Source organism: Labrys neptuniae, assembly GCF_040797145.1.
GTDB classification, from domain to species: domain Bacteria; phylum Pseudomonadota; class Alphaproteobacteria; order Rhizobiales; family Labraceae; genus Labrys; species Labrys neptuniae.
Genome location: NZ_JBFNQD010000002.1, coordinates 664520 through 679586 on the forward strand (window position 1 = coordinate 664520; position 15067 = coordinate 679586).

Genomic DNA, 15067 nt, shown 5'->3' on the forward strand with positions numbered 1-15067 from the left:
CTTGTCCTATGCCTTACGAGTCAGAGCCTGCTTGCGCTTATGTAGCAGGTGATCGAAGGCGACGGCGGCAAACAGGATCAGGCCGCGAATGGTGTCCTGCCAGTAGGGCGAGACGTCGAGAAGGATCAGTGAACTCGACACCACCGACAAAAGCGCCATGCCCAGGATGGCGCCGAGGATGGTGCCCGAGCCGCCATTGAGGCTGGCCCCGCCGATCACGGCGGCGGCGATGATGTTGAGCTCCATGCCGACGCCGAAGGTCGGCGTCGCCGCCCCGAAGCGGGCCATGTAGATGACGCCGGCGACACCGGCCAGGGTCGAGCACAGCACGATGCAGAAGAACTTCACCCGGGCGGTGCGGATGCCCGAATAGGCGGCGGCCCGTTCGTTGGAGCCGGTGTAGAAGACGCGGCGGAACAGGGTCGCCTTGCGCAGGAGCAGGTCGAAGGTGACGACGACGATGAGGAAGATCAGGATCACCACGGGCACACCGTAGACGGAGCCCTGGCCGACGAACTTGAAGCTCGGCGGCAGGGAGAACAGCGACAGCGGCGTGCCGCCGGTGATCGCAAGGCACAGGCCCCGCACGATCACCATGAAGGCGAGCGAGACGATGAAGGAATGCAGGCCGATGCGCGTCACGGCCAGCGCCATGGCGGCGCCGATGGCGGAGCAGGCGAGGATGGCCATGGCGCTGGCAAGCCAGGGGTCGACACCCGCCAGGAAGAGCCAGCCGCCGACGACCATGGCGAAGCAGACGACCGAGCCGACCGACAGGTCGATGGCGCCGACGATCAGGAGCACGGTCATGCCGACCACCACGATACCCTCGACGGCGAAGGACATCGTCATGGCGCGCAGATTGGTCCAGGTCAGGAAATAGGGCGAGGCGAAGGACATCACCACGCACAGGGCCAGGATGATCAGCACGAGGCCGAGCTCGCGCATGTTGCCGAGGCCGCGCAGCCAGTTCGAACGGGCCGGCGACGGCGCTTCGGGGTGCTTCTGGTTCACTGAGGTTTCACCCATCACGGTCATGCCGCCCTCCCGGTGTTTTTGTTCAGTCCCGATGCGAGGCGGATCAGTTTGTCTTCGGTCATGTCGGGTCCCATGACCTCGCCGACGATCCCGCCCTCGTGGATGACGAGGATGCGGTCGGCGAGACCGATCAATTCGGGCAGTTCGGACGAGATCACCAGGATGCCGGTGCCCTGGTCGGCGAGGTCGCGCAGGATGCGATGGATCTCCGCCTTGGCGCCGACATCGACGCCGCGGGTCGGCTCGTCGAGCAGGATGACCTTCGGCGCCACCGACAGCATCTTGGCGATGGCGACCTTCTGCTGGTTGCCTCCCGACAGCGTGCTGACCGCATCGTTCAGCGAGCCCCGGCGCAGGCGCAGGAGATCGCCGAGGCGCCGCGCCTGCTCCAGTTCGGCCGCGCGGTCGACGAAGCCGATGCGGGTGGAGACACGGCCGAGGTCGAGGGCCGAGACATTCGCGGCGATCGGCAGATCGAGGAAAACGCCCGATCCCTTGCGGTCCTCCGAGAGATAGACGATGCCGCTGGCGATGCTGTCGGCATAGCTCAACGGTGTCACCTCGCGTCCGTCGAGCACGATCCTGCCGGCGCTGCGGCGCATCAGCCCGCAAATGCCGAGCGCCATTTCGGTACGGCCGGCGCCGATCAGCCCGGCGACGCCCAGCACCTCGCCACGCCGGAGTTCGAAGGAGATGTCCTTGAAATGCGCGCCGTCGGAGAGGCCCTGCACCGACATCACAGCGGGCGCTTCGGCGCTGCCGGGGTTCTTCGGTGGATAGAGCGTGCCCAGCGCCCGGCCGACCATCTTGCCGACGACGCTTTCGGGCGTCATAGCCGCGATGTCGTCGGTGGAGACGTGCTGGCCGTCGCGCAGCACCGTGATGCGGTCGCAATGGGCGAAGATCTCCGCCATGCGGTGGCTGATATAGATGATGGAGATGCCGCGCGCCTTGAGGCCGGCCATGATGGCGAAGAGCTTGCCGGCTTCGCGCTCGGTCAGCGCGGCGGTCGGCTCGTCGAGGATGAGGATGGAGCAGTCGAGGGTGAGCGCCTTGGCGATCTCGACGATCTGCTGCTCGGATATGGTGAGCTCGCCGACCAGGCTGTCGGGATCGATGCTGCCGAGTTCGGCCAGGATGGCGCGGGCCTTTTCGCGCAATTCGCCATAATTCATGAAGAAGGCCTGGCGACGGTTGGTCGCGGCCATGAAGATGTTCTCGGCCACCGAGATGCCGCTGCACAAGGCGATCTCCTGGTGCACGAGGCCGATGCCGAGCGCCTGCGCCCGCGCCGGCGAGCCGATCTCGACCTTTTCGCCGCGGATGCGGATCTCACCGGCATCGGGCCTGACGATACCGTCGATGATGTTCATCAGCGTGGACTTGCCCGCGCCGTTCTCCCCGGCGAGGGCGTGGATCTCGCCCTTGCGGACGCTGAGGCTGACATTGCGCAGGGCCTGGATCGCGCCATAGGCCTTGCTGATGCCTGTCACTTCGAGGGCGAGATCATGGATCATGGCCGGTCTTCGTCCTGGGTGAGGGGGGAGAGGGCTGACGTTCGGATAGGGCAACGCAACCCCTCATCCGCCTGCCGGCACCTTCTCCCGCAAGGGGAGAAGGCAATCTTTTGGATGGCGCAGCACTGCCAATCGCCTTCTCCCCTTGCGGGTGTCGTCCACTCCCCTTGGAGTGGACTGGGTGCCCCGAAGGGGCGGATGAGGGGTCGCTCCGCGCTACCCGGAGTTCAAAGCCGCCTGGGAACACTGCGCTTGCAGGCAGGTCCGACGGGCCCCGATTATTCCTCGATGCCCTTGGTGCCGCGGCGCTTGAGATAGGCGTCCCAGTAGAAGTCGTCGGCATTGTCCTTGGAGACGACGGCAAAGCCATTGTCGACGAAGGGTACGCCCATCGGGTTGTAGCCGGCGCGCTTCCAGTCGTTCATCGGGTCGATCAGGTCGGGATGCTGGGCCATGAACAGCAGCATGAAGCCCATATAGCCCTGGATGCCCTGGTTGGGATTGACCGAGCCGAAGACCTGTCCGGCCTTGATCATGTCGAGGATCTTGGCGTTCACGTCGGCGGTCATCACCTTGATCTTGCCGCCGAGCTCCTGGGAAGCCTGGGCTGCCCCCAGTGCCGAATTGGCCTCGGGCATGAACAGGGCCGCAAGATTGGGATTGGCCTGGGCGAGGGACTGCACCGCCTGATAGGCCTTGGTCGGGTCCTGGTTGGTGGCGACGCGGCCGACCAGCTTCATGCCGGGATATTTCTCGCCCATGCGGGCGATGAAGGCGGCGACGCGCTTGTCGTGGTTGTCCTGCCCTGGGTTCTCCAGCACGGCATAGTCGCCCTTGCCGTCCAGCGCCTTGGCGACCATGTCGGCGGCCGCGATACCCTCCCGATTGTTGTCGGAGGTGACATAGGAGGCGCGCTTGGAATTGGGCGAGTCGGCCGCGAAGGTCACCACGGAAACGCCGGAGTCCACGGCGCGGTTGATCGGCTCGATGAAGGGATCCGAATTCATCGGATGCACCAGGATGCCGGCCGGGTTCTTGGCCAGGGCCTGGTCGAAGCTCGCGATCTGCTTGGTGACGTCATATTCCGGCGTGCCGGTATAGGCCGTCTTGCAGCCCATCGACTGGGCGGCCTGCTTGAAGGCCTCATAGACCGGGAACCAATATTCCACGCCCGAGACCATGACGTTCATCACATAGGTCTCGCCTTCCTTGCAGCGGAACTTGCTGTCTGCCTGCGCGCTCGCGCTGGAGACGAAAGCCGCGCTCGCGGCCAGTCCGATGAGCCATTTCCTGATGGGCATCCTCACCTCCCGATGGTGTTCGCCGGGCTGTTTCCCGGTGTTGTCGTTTGATGTTGAAATAAATTTCACTATGTGATATTCATTTCAAGGGGGATATAGAGGAGTTTGCGGGCGGACGCAATGGCCTTTCGGCGGCGGCGTATATCCGGGGTGCCGATCTCCTCAGCTCCATCAGGCGATGGAGCGCGATCGGCATCTTTGGAAACACCGCATTTTTCTCAAGGAAGACACCGGTCCCGCTCCATCACCTGACGGAGTTGAGGAGATCGGCACATCGCGTCCGCGGACGGGATGCTCCGGCTTCCGGAAAGCCATGTCCGTCCCTCCCCTTCGGTTGACAGCGCTGTGGTCGTCAGGGAAGCTGACGCAAAGGGCGCAAAGCGCCGTCACGATTGGGAGGAAGCGCCATGACCATTGGGCTTCGGGGCAAGCAGGCGACGAAGATCACGGCGGCCGAGGCGGCGGCGCGGGTCAAGCCCGGCATGTGGCTCGACTACGGATTCGGACTGACCCAGCCCGATGCCTTCGAGGTGGCCCTCGCTGCCCGGCGCGACGAACTCCATGACGTCAAGATCCGCCACTGCCTCACGATGCGGGCGCGCGCCACCCAGGAATGCGACCCCAATGGCGAGCATTTCGGCTGGTTCAACTGGCACTTCTCCGGTTATGACCGCAAGCAGCACGATGCCGGGCGCTGCAACTACATCCCGTTCAATTTCGGCGAGGCGCCGGACTTCTATCGCCGCTTCATCGATCCCGTGGACATCGTCGTGATCAAGACGGCGCCGATGGATTCGGAGGGCTATTTCAACTTCGGCGGCGGCGCCACCTATGTCGAGGCCATCCTCGAGCGGGCCCGCCTGATCATCGTCGAGGTCAACGAGGACACCCCTGCGGTCTATGGCGAGGGCAACCGCGTTCATGTCGGCGCGGTCGACCACATCATCGAGGGCGATGGCCAGAAGGCGCCTGAGATCGGCAATCCCGAGCCGAGCGAGATCGACCGGGCGGTCGCGGCCCGTATCGTCGAGGAAATAGAGGACGGGGCCTGCCTGCAGATCGGCATCGGCGGCATGCCCAACGCCGTCTGCACCATCCTCAAGGATAGCGGCATCCATGATCTCGGCATCCATACCGAGATGATGACCGACGGCATCGTCTCGCTCTATGACGCCGGCCTGGTGACCGGTGCGCGCAAGATCATCGACCGCGGCTGCTCGGCCTTCACCTTCGCGGCCGGTTCGCGCCGCCAATATGAAGCGATCAACCGCAACCCCGATTTCAGATCCTATCCGGTCGACTACACCAATCTGCCGCACAACATCGCCAAGAACGACAATGTGGTGTCGATCAACAACACCACGCAGATGGATCTGCAGGGCCAGGCGGCCTCCGAGAGCGACGGCCATCGCCATATCTCGGGCACCGGCGGCCAGCTCCAGTTCGTGCGCGGCGCCTATGCCTCCAAGGGAGGCAAGTCCTTCCTGTGCATGTCCTCGACCTTCGACAAGCGCGGCGACCGCCGCAGCCGTATCGTGCTCAATCTGACGCCGGGCAATGTGGTCACCACGCCGCGCACCGACGTGATGTATGTCGTCACCGAATACGGCATGGTCAATCTCAAGGGGCGTTCGGTGGCCGAGCGCGCCAAGGCCCTGATCGGCCTCGCCCATCCCGATTTCCGGGAGGGCCTGGAACGCGAGGCCCGCGAGAACGGTCTGATCCCGCGCTTCTGCTACGGCATGGCGTGAGGAGAGGTTCCTGGGACCGCAGGCGTCTCGCCTGCCTCTATCTTTCCTGCAAGCTCGGTGCTTCCAAGAGCAGGCGAGACGCCTGCGGTCCCGGGAAACACGACTCGCTTGGCACCCTCGCCTGCCTGCCCTAACTTGCCAGGCTTTCGGATGAGGACGATTTCATGACGCAAGCCATTGACCGGGTCCGGCAGGCCCTGCTGCAGGCCGGGCATCCCGACACCATCGCGATGTTCGCCGAGGGCACCCATACCGCCGCCGAGGCTGCCGCTTCGGTGGGCTGCAGTGTCGCCCAGATCGCGAAGTCGATCATCTTCCGCTCGGGCGAGACGCCGATCCTGGTGGTCGCCTCCGGCATCAACCGCATTGACCGCGCCAAGGTCGGCGCCGCCCTTGGCCGCAAGGTCGAGCGGGCAGATCCCGCCTGGGTCGAGACCACCACCGGCTTTGCGGTGGGCGGCGTGGCGCCGGTCGGGCATCTGGCGCCGGCCCTCATCCTGATCGACGAAGACCTGCTGGCCCTCGATCCGGTCTGGGCCGCGGCGGGGTCACCCACCCATGCCTTCCGCACCACACCCGCCGACCTCGTCAGGGTGACCGGCGGTTCGGTGGCTAATGTGAAGGCCTGAGCGTTTCCTGCCTCGTCTGGCTCGGCGCGTCCCATCCCGTTTGCCGGTCTCAGGGGCAATGCAGTTCACTTAAGCGTTTCGGGGGGCTCGACCTTTGTCATTGCCGGGCTTGACCCGGCAATCCAGCTCCCCGGCGGTTCGTTCGAGCGGCTTCTGGGTAACCGGGTCAAGCCCGGCTATGACAAAGTGGGGCGGTTCCTGCTTAAGTGAACCGTATTAGGTCTCAGGGGTGCATTTTCGCGCCCTTGATGATCTTGTCGACGAGCTTCTTGTCGGCCCGCAGCGCAATGCCGACCACCTTGGCGTCGTCGACGGTGAAATCGGCGAAGACGGTGCGATTGGCGGCATCGTGGCCGGTCTTGAACATCTCCTCGATATAGAGCGAGGTCCTGACGCCCCGGTCGAGCGAGCGACGGTGGATGGCGCCCATCGTTTCCGCATCCGCGGCCAGCACGATGGCGGGCTGCACCGACAGAGCGTTGTAGAAACGCCCGGCGCGATCACGATAGGCTTCGCCGATCATGTCGGGTGCCTGGGCGACAATACCGCTGGTGAGGAAGGCGGTGACGTTGAGCGCCTGCCAGGCGGCAAGATCGTCTCGCAACACGATGGCAAACTTGGTATCGAACATGAATGACGACTTTCGAGTCAGAATCTTTGGATGCCGAGCCCCAGGCCGGTCTCTTGCCGCCATCCCTAGGGCGGCAGGCCTTCCAGGGTCTTGAACGTTCGTGCGACGACGGCATCCGTACCGCGCCCCCGCTGCCCGGCATCGAGCGCATGGAAGCCTGGTTTCACGGCAATGCCTTCGAACTGCATCGCCATGACACCTATGCCGTCGGCGTCACTCTCGACGGTGTCCAGAGCTTCCGTTACCGCGGCGCCTCGCGCGCCAGCCTGCCGGGGCAGATCCTGGTGCTGCATCCGGACGAGCTGCATGATGGCGGCGCCGGCACCGAGGAGGGGCTGCATTACCGCATCCTCTATCTGGAGCCCTCGCTCTTGATGCGCGGCCTTGGCGACGGAGCGGTGTCGCTGCCTTTCCTGCGCCAGCCGGTATTCAGCGATCCGGCACTGCGCGAGGACATTCTCGGCTTGCTCGGTCCGCTCGACCGCGGGCTGGAACAGCTTGCAGCCGACGATCTCCTTGCCCGCCTGGCACAGGGCCTGGCTCGCCACGCCGGCCAGCCGCTCAAGCCTCTCGGCAGCCTGGCTTGGCGGCAGGTCGACCGGGTCCGCGACTATCTCGAGGCCCATGCCCTCGAGGCGGTACGTTCGGAGGAACTGGAGGAGATCGCAGGGCTCGATCGCTACGCCCTGTCCCGACATTTCCGCGCCGCCTTCGCCACCAGCCCGCACCGTTTCCTGCTGATGCGGCGCCTGGGGCAGGCCCGCGCCTTGATCGCGGCGGGCGAACCGCTCGCCGAGGTCGCCGCCGCCACCGGCTTTGCCGATCAGAGCCACCTCACACGCCATTTCAAGAAAGCCTATGGGGTGACCCCGGGACGCTGGGCCGGCCTGGTCGAGACGGGGCGACGGCCGGGCGCGGCCGCTGCCTGATCAGATGGCTTTCGGCTATCGATGTATCATGCCGCTCGTAGCGGGCTTTGACGGGCCTGGAGAGGCGAGGCTGTCATCCCCGGCCAAGCCGCTCGCAAGCAAAGCGAGAGAGGGCGAGGGTATCGTCACAAGCTTTGCTTGTGACTGGGGATCCAGGGCTGGAGAGCTCGACTTATGGCCCCTGGATCCCCTTTCCTCGGCCTATGGCCTCGCCGGGGATGACGGTCAGGCTTCAATGGAATTTGCGTCGCTTACCCCCGCGTTCCCGCATATCGGTCCATGCCGACATCCAGGGCCGTGGCACGCTGGTGCATCTGCTCGAAATAGGGGTGGAAGATGGCGTTGCGGGCTTCGATCTCGGCATGACCAGCCAGGAAGGCCGGCATGGCCTCGCGGATCTCGGCCAGGACGGCCTCCTCGTCGATGCGGGTCAGGCGGCCCTGTTCCACCACGATCTCGCCCTCGACCATCACGCGCTCGATCGAAGCACCATTCTCGGCATGGACGAGCTGCCGGACGATGTCGTTGAGCGGCGTGAAGGAGAGGCTGTCGAGCCGAAGCATGATCAGGTCGGCGCGCTTGCCGACTTCCAACGAACCGGTGATCTCGCCCAGCAGGGCGCTGCGCGCGCCGCCCAGCGTGGCAGCGTTGAGGATTTCCTGCGCCGAGACCCAGCGCTCATGATCGGGGCCGGTGGCACTTTGCACCAAAGCGGCCGTGCGCATCACGTCGAAGATGCGCGCGCTGTCGTTCGACGAGACGCCGTCGGTGCCGAGGCCGATGGTGACGCCGGCATCGATGAGGCGGCGGAGCGGCGCGATGCCGGCACCGAGCTTCAGGTTGGAAACGGCATTATGGGCCACCGAGCAACCCGCCGCGCCCATCAGGGCGATATCGTCCTCGTCGACCCAGACCGAATGGGCGATGGTGATGCCGGGGTGAAGCAAGCCGAGATCGTGCAGGTAGCGGATCAGGCTCTTGCCGTGGAAAAGCTGTCCCGTCACCGCCTGGGTCTTGGTCTCCAGGATGTGGGTGTGGAAGGGCACGCGCCATTGCCGGGCCAGCTCGTCACAGGCGAGCATGAGGTCGGGCGTGCAGCGCTGGGGCGCGGAGGGAGCGATCATGAATCGCAGCCGTCCGGCCTTGTCCTGGAAGGCCGCCAGGGCTGAGCGGCAATAATCGACATAGGCGGAGGCGGTGATCGGCGGCCCGAAATCGAGCTTGGCCTGCAGGTCTGCGGGCATGGTCTGGCGGCCATAGGCGAGGGCATCGAGCGGGTGGATGTTCATCACCGCGCTGGAGACATTGGCGCGGATGCCGACATCCTCATAGGCGCGGAACACGGTGCCGAGCCTGTCGAGATCGTGCCGGGGCGGGTCGAAGAAGTCGTCGCACAGCAGGGTGACGCCGCCCTTCAGCGATTCCATCGCGAGCAGCAGCGTGCGCAGATAGAGCAGGCGCGGCGGCAGCAGCGGGCCCATCAGCAGCGGATAGGCATAGAGCAGCCATAATTCCAACGGCAGGCGCTCATAGCGCCCCCGGAAGAAGGTTTCGCCGGAATGGGTGTGGGCGTTGACGAGGCCCGGCATCACCAGCCGGCCGCGCCCGTCGATCAGTCTCGCACCGGGGTGGTCGCCAAGATCAGGGCCGATGGCGGCGATGCGATTGCCCTCGACCAGGAGGTCGCCGCTGAAGGGCGTGCTGCCCTGTTCGCCGCCCATGGCGAGGATGGTGGCGTTGCGGATCAGGGTTGTGTTCATGCCAGTTTCCCCGGGGCGCCGCCGTCGAGCCAGGCATAGAGCTCCCAGACCTCCCCGTCCGGTCCGGCGAAATAGCAGCAGCGGGCATTCCAGGCATAATCGGCGGGCGGCCTTTCGAAGGCCACGCCCTTGGCTGCGAGCTCGGCATGGCAGGCATCCAGCTCAGCCGGCGAGGACATCAACACCGCGATCAGCACGTTGTGATGGCCCGAACCGCGCTTGGCCGACAGGCCGGCATGACGGCTGATATGGCCGATCTCCCACAGGGCCAGGGTCAGCCCGGCGCCGTTGAAATCGGCAAAACCGGGGGCGCGATGCTTCAGGGCGAAGCCGAGCTTGCCGGTGTAGAAGGCGATCGAGCGTTCGATGTCGGCGGTGAGGATGCAGACATCGCTGATCGCGTGGCGTTGGGCAAAGGCCGTCATTGTCAGTAATCCCGTAATTCGCCGCCGGTCGCGGCTGCCTTGACGCCACCGCGCAGCTGCCCGCTGATCCACACGCCCAGCACCGTGGCGAGATAGGGCAGTGCAAGCAGGAGATCGCGGGGCACCTTGTCGCCGAAGAGGAGCTGGGCCCGGATGCCGAGCGCATCGACGACGGAAAAGAACAGCGCAGCCAGGGCCGAGCCGATCGGATGGCCGCCGCCGAAGATCACCGAAGCGAAGCCCATGAAGCCGCGGCCGGCCGTCATGTTGATGCTGAAGAGCTGGAGCGTGCCGAGCGCCAGTTCGGCGCCGCCGAGGGCGCAGAGCACGCCGCCGCCCATCAGGGCGATCAGGCGCATGCGAGCCGGCGCCACGCCGACGCTGCGGGCGGCGAAGGGGTGCTCGCCGCAGGCCGTCAGTTGCAGGCCGAAACGGGTGCGCCGCACGATGACCCAGAGCGCCAGCACCACGAAGGGCATTGATATCACCAGCACGGAGAGCACCCCGAAGGGGCCGAAGGCCTCGCCGAGCCGGGGCAGCCCCCGGCCGGCCATCACCGAGGCCTGGCTGCCATAGATGGCCTGGACGGCGAGATCCGTGCCGCCGAGCCCGAGGCCGGTGAGGCCGAGGCCGGCGATGATCGGATGAGCGCGCAGCTTCTCGACCACGAACCACAGCAGCATAGAGCCGAGCACGCAGACCACGATGGCAAGGCCGAGGCCGAAGGCGACGGAGCCGGATTTGGCGGTGCCGACGGCGGCGGCACAGGCGCCCGCGATCATCAGCCCTTCCAGACCGAGATTCCAGATGCCGGCGCGCTGGGCCAGCATGCCGGCCATGGCTACATAGATCAGCGGCGTGCCCGAGCGCAGGATGGCTATGAGGATGTCGCTCATGGCTGGGTCCTCCGCGCCGGCAGGCGCCGCTTGATGAAGTCCGGCAGCAGCCAGGTGCGCGCCGTGATGAACAAAGCGATGGCGGCGTTGATCACGTCGATGGCAGCGGCTGGCAGGCCGGCGATCACCGGCAGATAGAGGCTGGCGGCGGCAAGGCCGCCGAAGAACAGCGAGACGATGGCCGCGCCGGCCACGGACAGCCCCGCGACCAGGGCGATCAGGATCGCGGTGAAGCCGTGCCCGGGCAGGAAGCCGCTGACCAGGCGGCCATTGGGACCGAGCAGCTCGATCGAGCCGGCGAGGCCCGCCAGGGCGCCTGAGATCAGGAAGGCCGACAGCCCCAGACGGGAGAGGCGGGCGCCCTGCCAGGCGATCATCACCGCGTTGCGGCCGGCCAGGCTGGAGAGCACGCCATAGGCGGTGCGGTTTACCAGGAGCCAGACCAGAACCAGAACCAGCACGGACAGGGCGATCGTGGTGGGTGAGACGCCGACCGAGGTGGCGATGCGATAGGCGGAGGCGACGGGGCGGCTTGCGGTGACCTGTCCGGTGCCGGAGGGATCCTTCAGCGGGCCGGAAGTGACATAGACCAGCAGCAGGCCGGCCATGAAATTGCCCATCAGCGTGGTGATCACCTCGTCGGTGCCATAGCGCAGCCTGAGGAAACCGGGCCAGGCCGCCCACAGGGCGCCGGCCAGCATGCCGGCCAGCATGGCCACGGGCACCACGACCAATGCGGGTGCGCCGTTCAACAGCTGGGCGGCCGTCGCCGCGCCGATGGCACCGAGATAGAACTGGCCCTGTGCCCCGACATTGAAATAGCCGCAGCGAAAGCAGACCAGCACACCGGCGGCGGTGATCACCAGCGGCAGAGCCCAGCGCAGGCTCTTCATCAGCGCATTGGGCGAGGTGAAGGCGCCGTCGGCGATGCTGCGGAACATGTCCGGGGCCGAATAGCCGGCAAATTCGAACACGATGCCGCACAGGCCGAGCGCCAGGGCAACGAAACTGACGGCGCGCAGGATGGAAAGGAGGCGGGCGGTCATGCGGCTTCATCCAGGCCGACATCGCCGACCATGGCCTGGCCCACCGCCGCCATGTCGAAGGGAGCGGTGAACTCGGCGACGATGCGGCCGGAGAACATCACCACCACGCGGTCGGCGATGTCGAAGAGTTCGTCGAGGTCGGAGGAGATCAGCAGCACGCCGCAGCCCTGGTCGCGGCAGGCTCTGAGCGCGCGCCAGACGAAGGCGGTGGCGCCGATGTCGAGGCCGCGAGTGGGCTGGGCCGCGATGACCAGCCGCGCCGTCTCGTCGATCTCGCGGGCGAGGATGACCTTCTGGGCATTGCCGCCCGAGAGCGAGCCGGCCGGCTGGGTGGTGGTGGCGAAACGGACGTCCCACCCATGCAGGCTGGCCTGGCAGGCCTTCCGCAGCCTGGAGGGAGCGACGAAAGACAGGATGCGCCCCAGCAGCAGGTTGCGGGCGGCCCAGTTCTCCCACAGCGAGCTGGTCAGGCTCAGCCCCTCGCTGTTGCGGTCGAAGGGAATGATGCGCAGGCCGGCGGCGCGGCGCTCGATCACGGGGCGCCTGGTGACATCCAGTCCATCGAGCGCGATGGTGCCGCGTTCCAGGCCGACGAGCCCGGCGAGGGCACGGACCAGCGTCTGTTGGCCATTGCCTTCGACACCGGCGATGCCGACGATTTCGCCGCCGCGGATGGCGAGGTCGGCCCGGTCGAGCGGGCGCCCTTCGCCGTCCGGGCGGGTGGTGACGGCCTTCATGTCGAGGATGGGGGCGGCAGAGGATGGCATCGCGGCGTGGGTGGAAGGTGCGCTGACGCCCTCGCCGACCAGAGCGGCCTTATCCGCCTTGTCGAGGCCGGCGGCGGTGCCGATGATCGCATTGGCGAGGCGGGTGGCGTCGATCGTGCCCACGGGCACACAGGCCTCGATCAGGCGTCCGCCGCGCAGGACGCTGACGGTCTCGGCGATGCCGAGCACCTCGCGGATCTTGTGCAGGATCAGGATGATGGTGACGCCGCGCTCGCGCAGGCCGCGCAGGCGCTCGAACAGGGTCTCGATACCCGAAGGCGACAGCACGGCGGTCGGCTCGTCCAGGATGAGGATGCGGGCATCCGTCACCAGGGCACGGGCGATCTCGACCGCCTGGCGGGTTTCCACCGGCAGGTCGCGGATGCGGGCGCGTGGATCGACCTTCACGCCGAGGCCTTCGAGATGGGTGGTCCAGCGGGCCCGCAGGATCCTGGCGGAGAACAGCGCCCCGCGGCCCTGTGCGCCGAATTCCATGGCTTCGGCGACGGTGAAGGAGGGCGGCAGGGCGAAGCTCTGATGCACGAGTTCGACCCCGGCGGCGCGAGCGGCATTGACCTTGCCGAGCGGCACGGGTTGTCCCCCGATCAGCAATTGTCCGGAGGAAGGCCTGACGATGCCGGCGCAGACGCGGGCAAAGGTGGTCTTGCCGGCGCCGTTCTGTCCCACGACGGCATGGATGCGGCCGGCCTCGAAGCCCAGGCTCACCTGCCTGAGCGCCGCAACCTCGCCGAAGAGGACACTGACATCGCCGCATTCGAGGGCGTGCTGGGGCATGGTGGTCTTCCCGGATGCGCGGGCCCTGGGGCCGCAACCTGTCGGATGGAGCACTGCGCCTCGCCACGGCCGCAGGCAAGACGGCGCGTGTCGAGGCGGCGAGGAGGGGGCTCTAGAGCGCGGTGTTGAGCGGCACCTTGAGCGTTCCGGCGATGATCTCCTTCTTTGCCTTCTCGATGTCGGGCCAGATCTCCTTGGCCTTGGCCACGAGATCGGCCGGACCTTCCTTGAGGAAGGTGTCCGAGAGCTCGAAGTCGATCACGCCGGTGTCGATGCCGGTGGAGACGTGATGTCCCTTCCAGCCTTCGGCCAGCGCCTTGCTGACTTCCTGATAGAGCGACAGGCCGAAGTCGAGCTTGACGATGGCGGCGACCGCCTTGGGGCCGAGCTTGTACTGCTCCCTGGAAATGGCGCTGACCAGGCGGCCGGGCGCTTCGGTCGCGGCTTGGATTATGCCTGTATCCGTGGCGGCCGAGTCGGTCTGGATGTAGTCGACGCCGGACTGGAACAGCTGGTTGGCGATCTCGTGGCCCTTGGCGGGGTCCTGGAACGAGCCGGCGAAAGCGCCGGTGAACTTGATGTTGGGGCCGATCACCGCGGCCGCCGCCTTGAGGGCGTTGAGATCGGCGATCTGGCCGGGAATGCTGGCGCCGCCGATATAGCCGATCGCGCCGGTCTTGGAGATGCGGCTGCCGAACAGGCCCGAGAGATAGCAGCCCAGATAATAGTCATAGGCCACTGTCACCACATTCGGGATCGCCGGCTCGAACGGGTCGGCGTAGAGCTGCACGAATTTGGTGTTGGGATATTCGGGCGCCACGGCCTTGAAGGGCTCGGCGACCTCGTTGAAGGTCGAGACGACCACGCTGGCGCCGGCATCGCCGAGGCTGCGGAAGATCGATTCATAGGTCGCGGCGTCCTGCGCATAGATGATGCGGGTGGCAAAGCCTTTTTCGCCGGCCAGCCTCTTCAGCGACGCGATCATGCCGTCGACCGGGCCGTTGTCGCCAGCCGCCTGGGTATGCACCAGCGCCACCAGGCCATCGGCGGCCCGGGCCTGGCTCGACAGCAGGCCGAGCGCTGCGACGCCTGCTGTGCCGATGAGGAATTGGCGGCGTGAGGCCGAATGCCGGAACAGGCCTGAAACGGAGGGAGTCTTCGTCATCTGTCAGTTCCCTTCTCTTGATCTGGATGGTGTTGGTTTCTTGTTGTTTTCCGCGACGCTTCGGCGCCCCGGTTCGTCACTTCGCCGTCAGGCCGCCGGCAAGGGCGGGCAGATCGAGGTCGGCTTGAGCATCTTGACCTCCTGCGAGATCATGGCGTCCAGGCCCCAGACTTCGCCGATGAACTTGGTCCAGGCCGGGTCCGCAGCCATGGCGGCGCGCCGTGTCTCGCGGTCACCCAGGCCCTGATAGGCCCACATCATCACGATCTGATGCAGCGGGCCGATCTCGCTGACCCAGAGGCCCATGAAGGTGCCCAGATGCTTCTTCTGGATCGGCAGGCCTTCGGTCTCATATTTCTTGAGCCAGCGGTCGAGCTGGCCCGGCTTGAAGCTGTAGGTGCGCTGTTCGATGATCAT

14 protein-coding genes are annotated in these 15067 nt (G+C 66.2%); 3 read left to right on the forward strand and 11 right to left on the reverse strand.

Going from position 1 to position 15067, the window contains the following annotated elements; genetic code table 11:
- Window positions 1-6: 6 nt before the first annotated feature.
- The 3 genes from ABXS05_RS10310 to ABXS05_RS10320 all read right to left on the reverse strand — a co-directional run bounded on the left by ABXS05_RS10310 (window position 7) and on the right by ABXS05_RS10320 (window position 3745).
- Window positions 7-948 carry an ABC transporter permease gene (locus ABXS05_RS10310; protein ID WP_437178648.1) on the reverse strand — a complete coding sequence of 314 codons (942 nt, stop codon included), beginning with the start codon at window positions 946-948 and terminating at the stop codon, window positions 7-9.
- A gap of 86 nt (window positions 949-1034) precedes the next feature.
- Window positions 1035-2552 (reverse strand): sugar ABC transporter ATP-binding protein, encoded by a 1518-nt coding sequence (locus ABXS05_RS10315; RefSeq protein ID WP_437178649.1) that lies wholly within the window; start codon window positions 2550-2552, stop codon window positions 1035-1037.
- A 281-nt stretch (window positions 2553-2833) separates the two neighbouring features.
- Window positions 2834-3745 carry a substrate-binding domain-containing protein gene (locus ABXS05_RS10320; protein ID WP_437178650.1) on the reverse strand — a complete coding sequence of 304 codons (912 nt, stop codon included), beginning with the start codon at window positions 3743-3745 and terminating at the stop codon, window positions 2834-2836.
- A gap of 518 nt (window positions 3746-4263) precedes the next feature.
- On the opposite strand from ABXS05_RS10320, the gene ABXS05_RS10325 reads away from it, so the two are divergent.
- On the forward strand, window positions 4264-5607 hold the full coding sequence (locus ABXS05_RS10325) for an acetyl-CoA hydrolase/transferase family protein (RefSeq protein ID WP_367623822.1): 1344 nt from the start codon (window positions 4264-4266) through the stop codon (window positions 5605-5607).
- A 164-nt stretch (window positions 5608-5771) separates the two neighbouring features.
- On the forward strand, window positions 5772-6236 hold the full coding sequence (locus tag ABXS05_RS10330) for a YbaK/EbsC family protein (RefSeq protein WP_149253299.1): 465 nt from the start codon (window positions 5772-5774) through the stop codon (window positions 6234-6236).
- A 223-nt stretch (window positions 6237-6459) separates the two neighbouring features.
- Here ABXS05_RS10330 and ABXS05_RS10335 read toward each other — a convergent pair whose 3' ends face one another.
- Window positions 6460-6867, reverse strand: coding sequence for a DUF2000 family protein (locus ABXS05_RS10335; RefSeq protein WP_311937774.1), 408 nt, complete (start codon window positions 6865-6867; stop codon window positions 6460-6462).
- Between the two features lie 53 nt (window positions 6868-6920).
- Between ABXS05_RS10335 and ABXS05_RS10340 the strand changes: the two genes are divergently transcribed.
- Window positions 6921-7796, forward strand: coding sequence for a helix-turn-helix domain-containing protein (locus ABXS05_RS10340; protein ID WP_437178651.1), 876 nt, complete (start codon window positions 6921-6923; stop codon window positions 7794-7796).
- A 251-nt stretch (window positions 7797-8047) separates the two neighbouring features.
- Here ABXS05_RS10340 and ABXS05_RS10345 read toward each other — a convergent pair whose 3' ends face one another.
- From ABXS05_RS10345 to ABXS05_RS10375, 7 genes are all read right to left on the reverse strand, one after another.
- Window positions 8048-9556 carry an amidohydrolase family protein gene (locus tag ABXS05_RS10345; protein ID WP_367623824.1) on the reverse strand — a complete coding sequence of 503 codons (1509 nt, stop codon included), beginning with the start codon at window positions 9554-9556 and terminating at the stop codon, window positions 8048-8050.
- Window positions 9553-9981 carry a VOC family protein gene (locus tag ABXS05_RS10350; RefSeq protein ID WP_367623825.1) on the reverse strand — a complete coding sequence of 143 codons (429 nt, stop codon included), beginning with the start codon at window positions 9979-9981 and terminating at the stop codon, window positions 9553-9555. The genes ABXS05_RS10345 and ABXS05_RS10350 overlap by 4 nt, the downstream gene beginning before the upstream one ends.
- A 2-nt stretch (window positions 9982-9983) precedes the next feature.
- The gene (locus ABXS05_RS10355; protein WP_367623826.1) at window positions 9984-10877 is read right to left on the reverse strand and encodes an ABC transporter permease; all 894 of its coding nucleotides are present in this window, start codon (window positions 10875-10877) and stop codon (window positions 9984-9986) included.
- Window positions 10874-11923 carry an ABC transporter permease gene (locus ABXS05_RS10360; RefSeq protein WP_367623827.1) on the reverse strand — a complete coding sequence of 350 codons (1050 nt, stop codon included), beginning with the start codon at window positions 11921-11923 and terminating at the stop codon, window positions 10874-10876. The genes ABXS05_RS10355 and ABXS05_RS10360 overlap by 4 nt, the downstream gene beginning before the upstream one ends.
- Window positions 11920-13485 (reverse strand): ABC transporter ATP-binding protein, encoded by a 1566-nt coding sequence (locus tag ABXS05_RS10365; RefSeq protein ID WP_367623828.1) that lies wholly within the window; start codon window positions 13483-13485, stop codon window positions 11920-11922. The genes ABXS05_RS10360 and ABXS05_RS10365 overlap by 4 nt, the downstream gene beginning before the upstream one ends.
- A gap of 112 nt (window positions 13486-13597) precedes the next feature.
- On the reverse strand, window positions 13598-14650 hold the full coding sequence (locus ABXS05_RS10370; protein ID WP_311937786.1) for a BMP family ABC transporter substrate-binding protein: 1053 nt from the start codon (window positions 14648-14650) through the stop codon (window positions 13598-13600).
- A gap of 87 nt (window positions 14651-14737) precedes the next feature.
- Entirely contained in the window at window positions 14738-15067 is a 330-nt protein-coding gene (locus ABXS05_RS10375; RefSeq protein ID WP_311937788.1) for an NIPSNAP family protein, read from the reverse strand.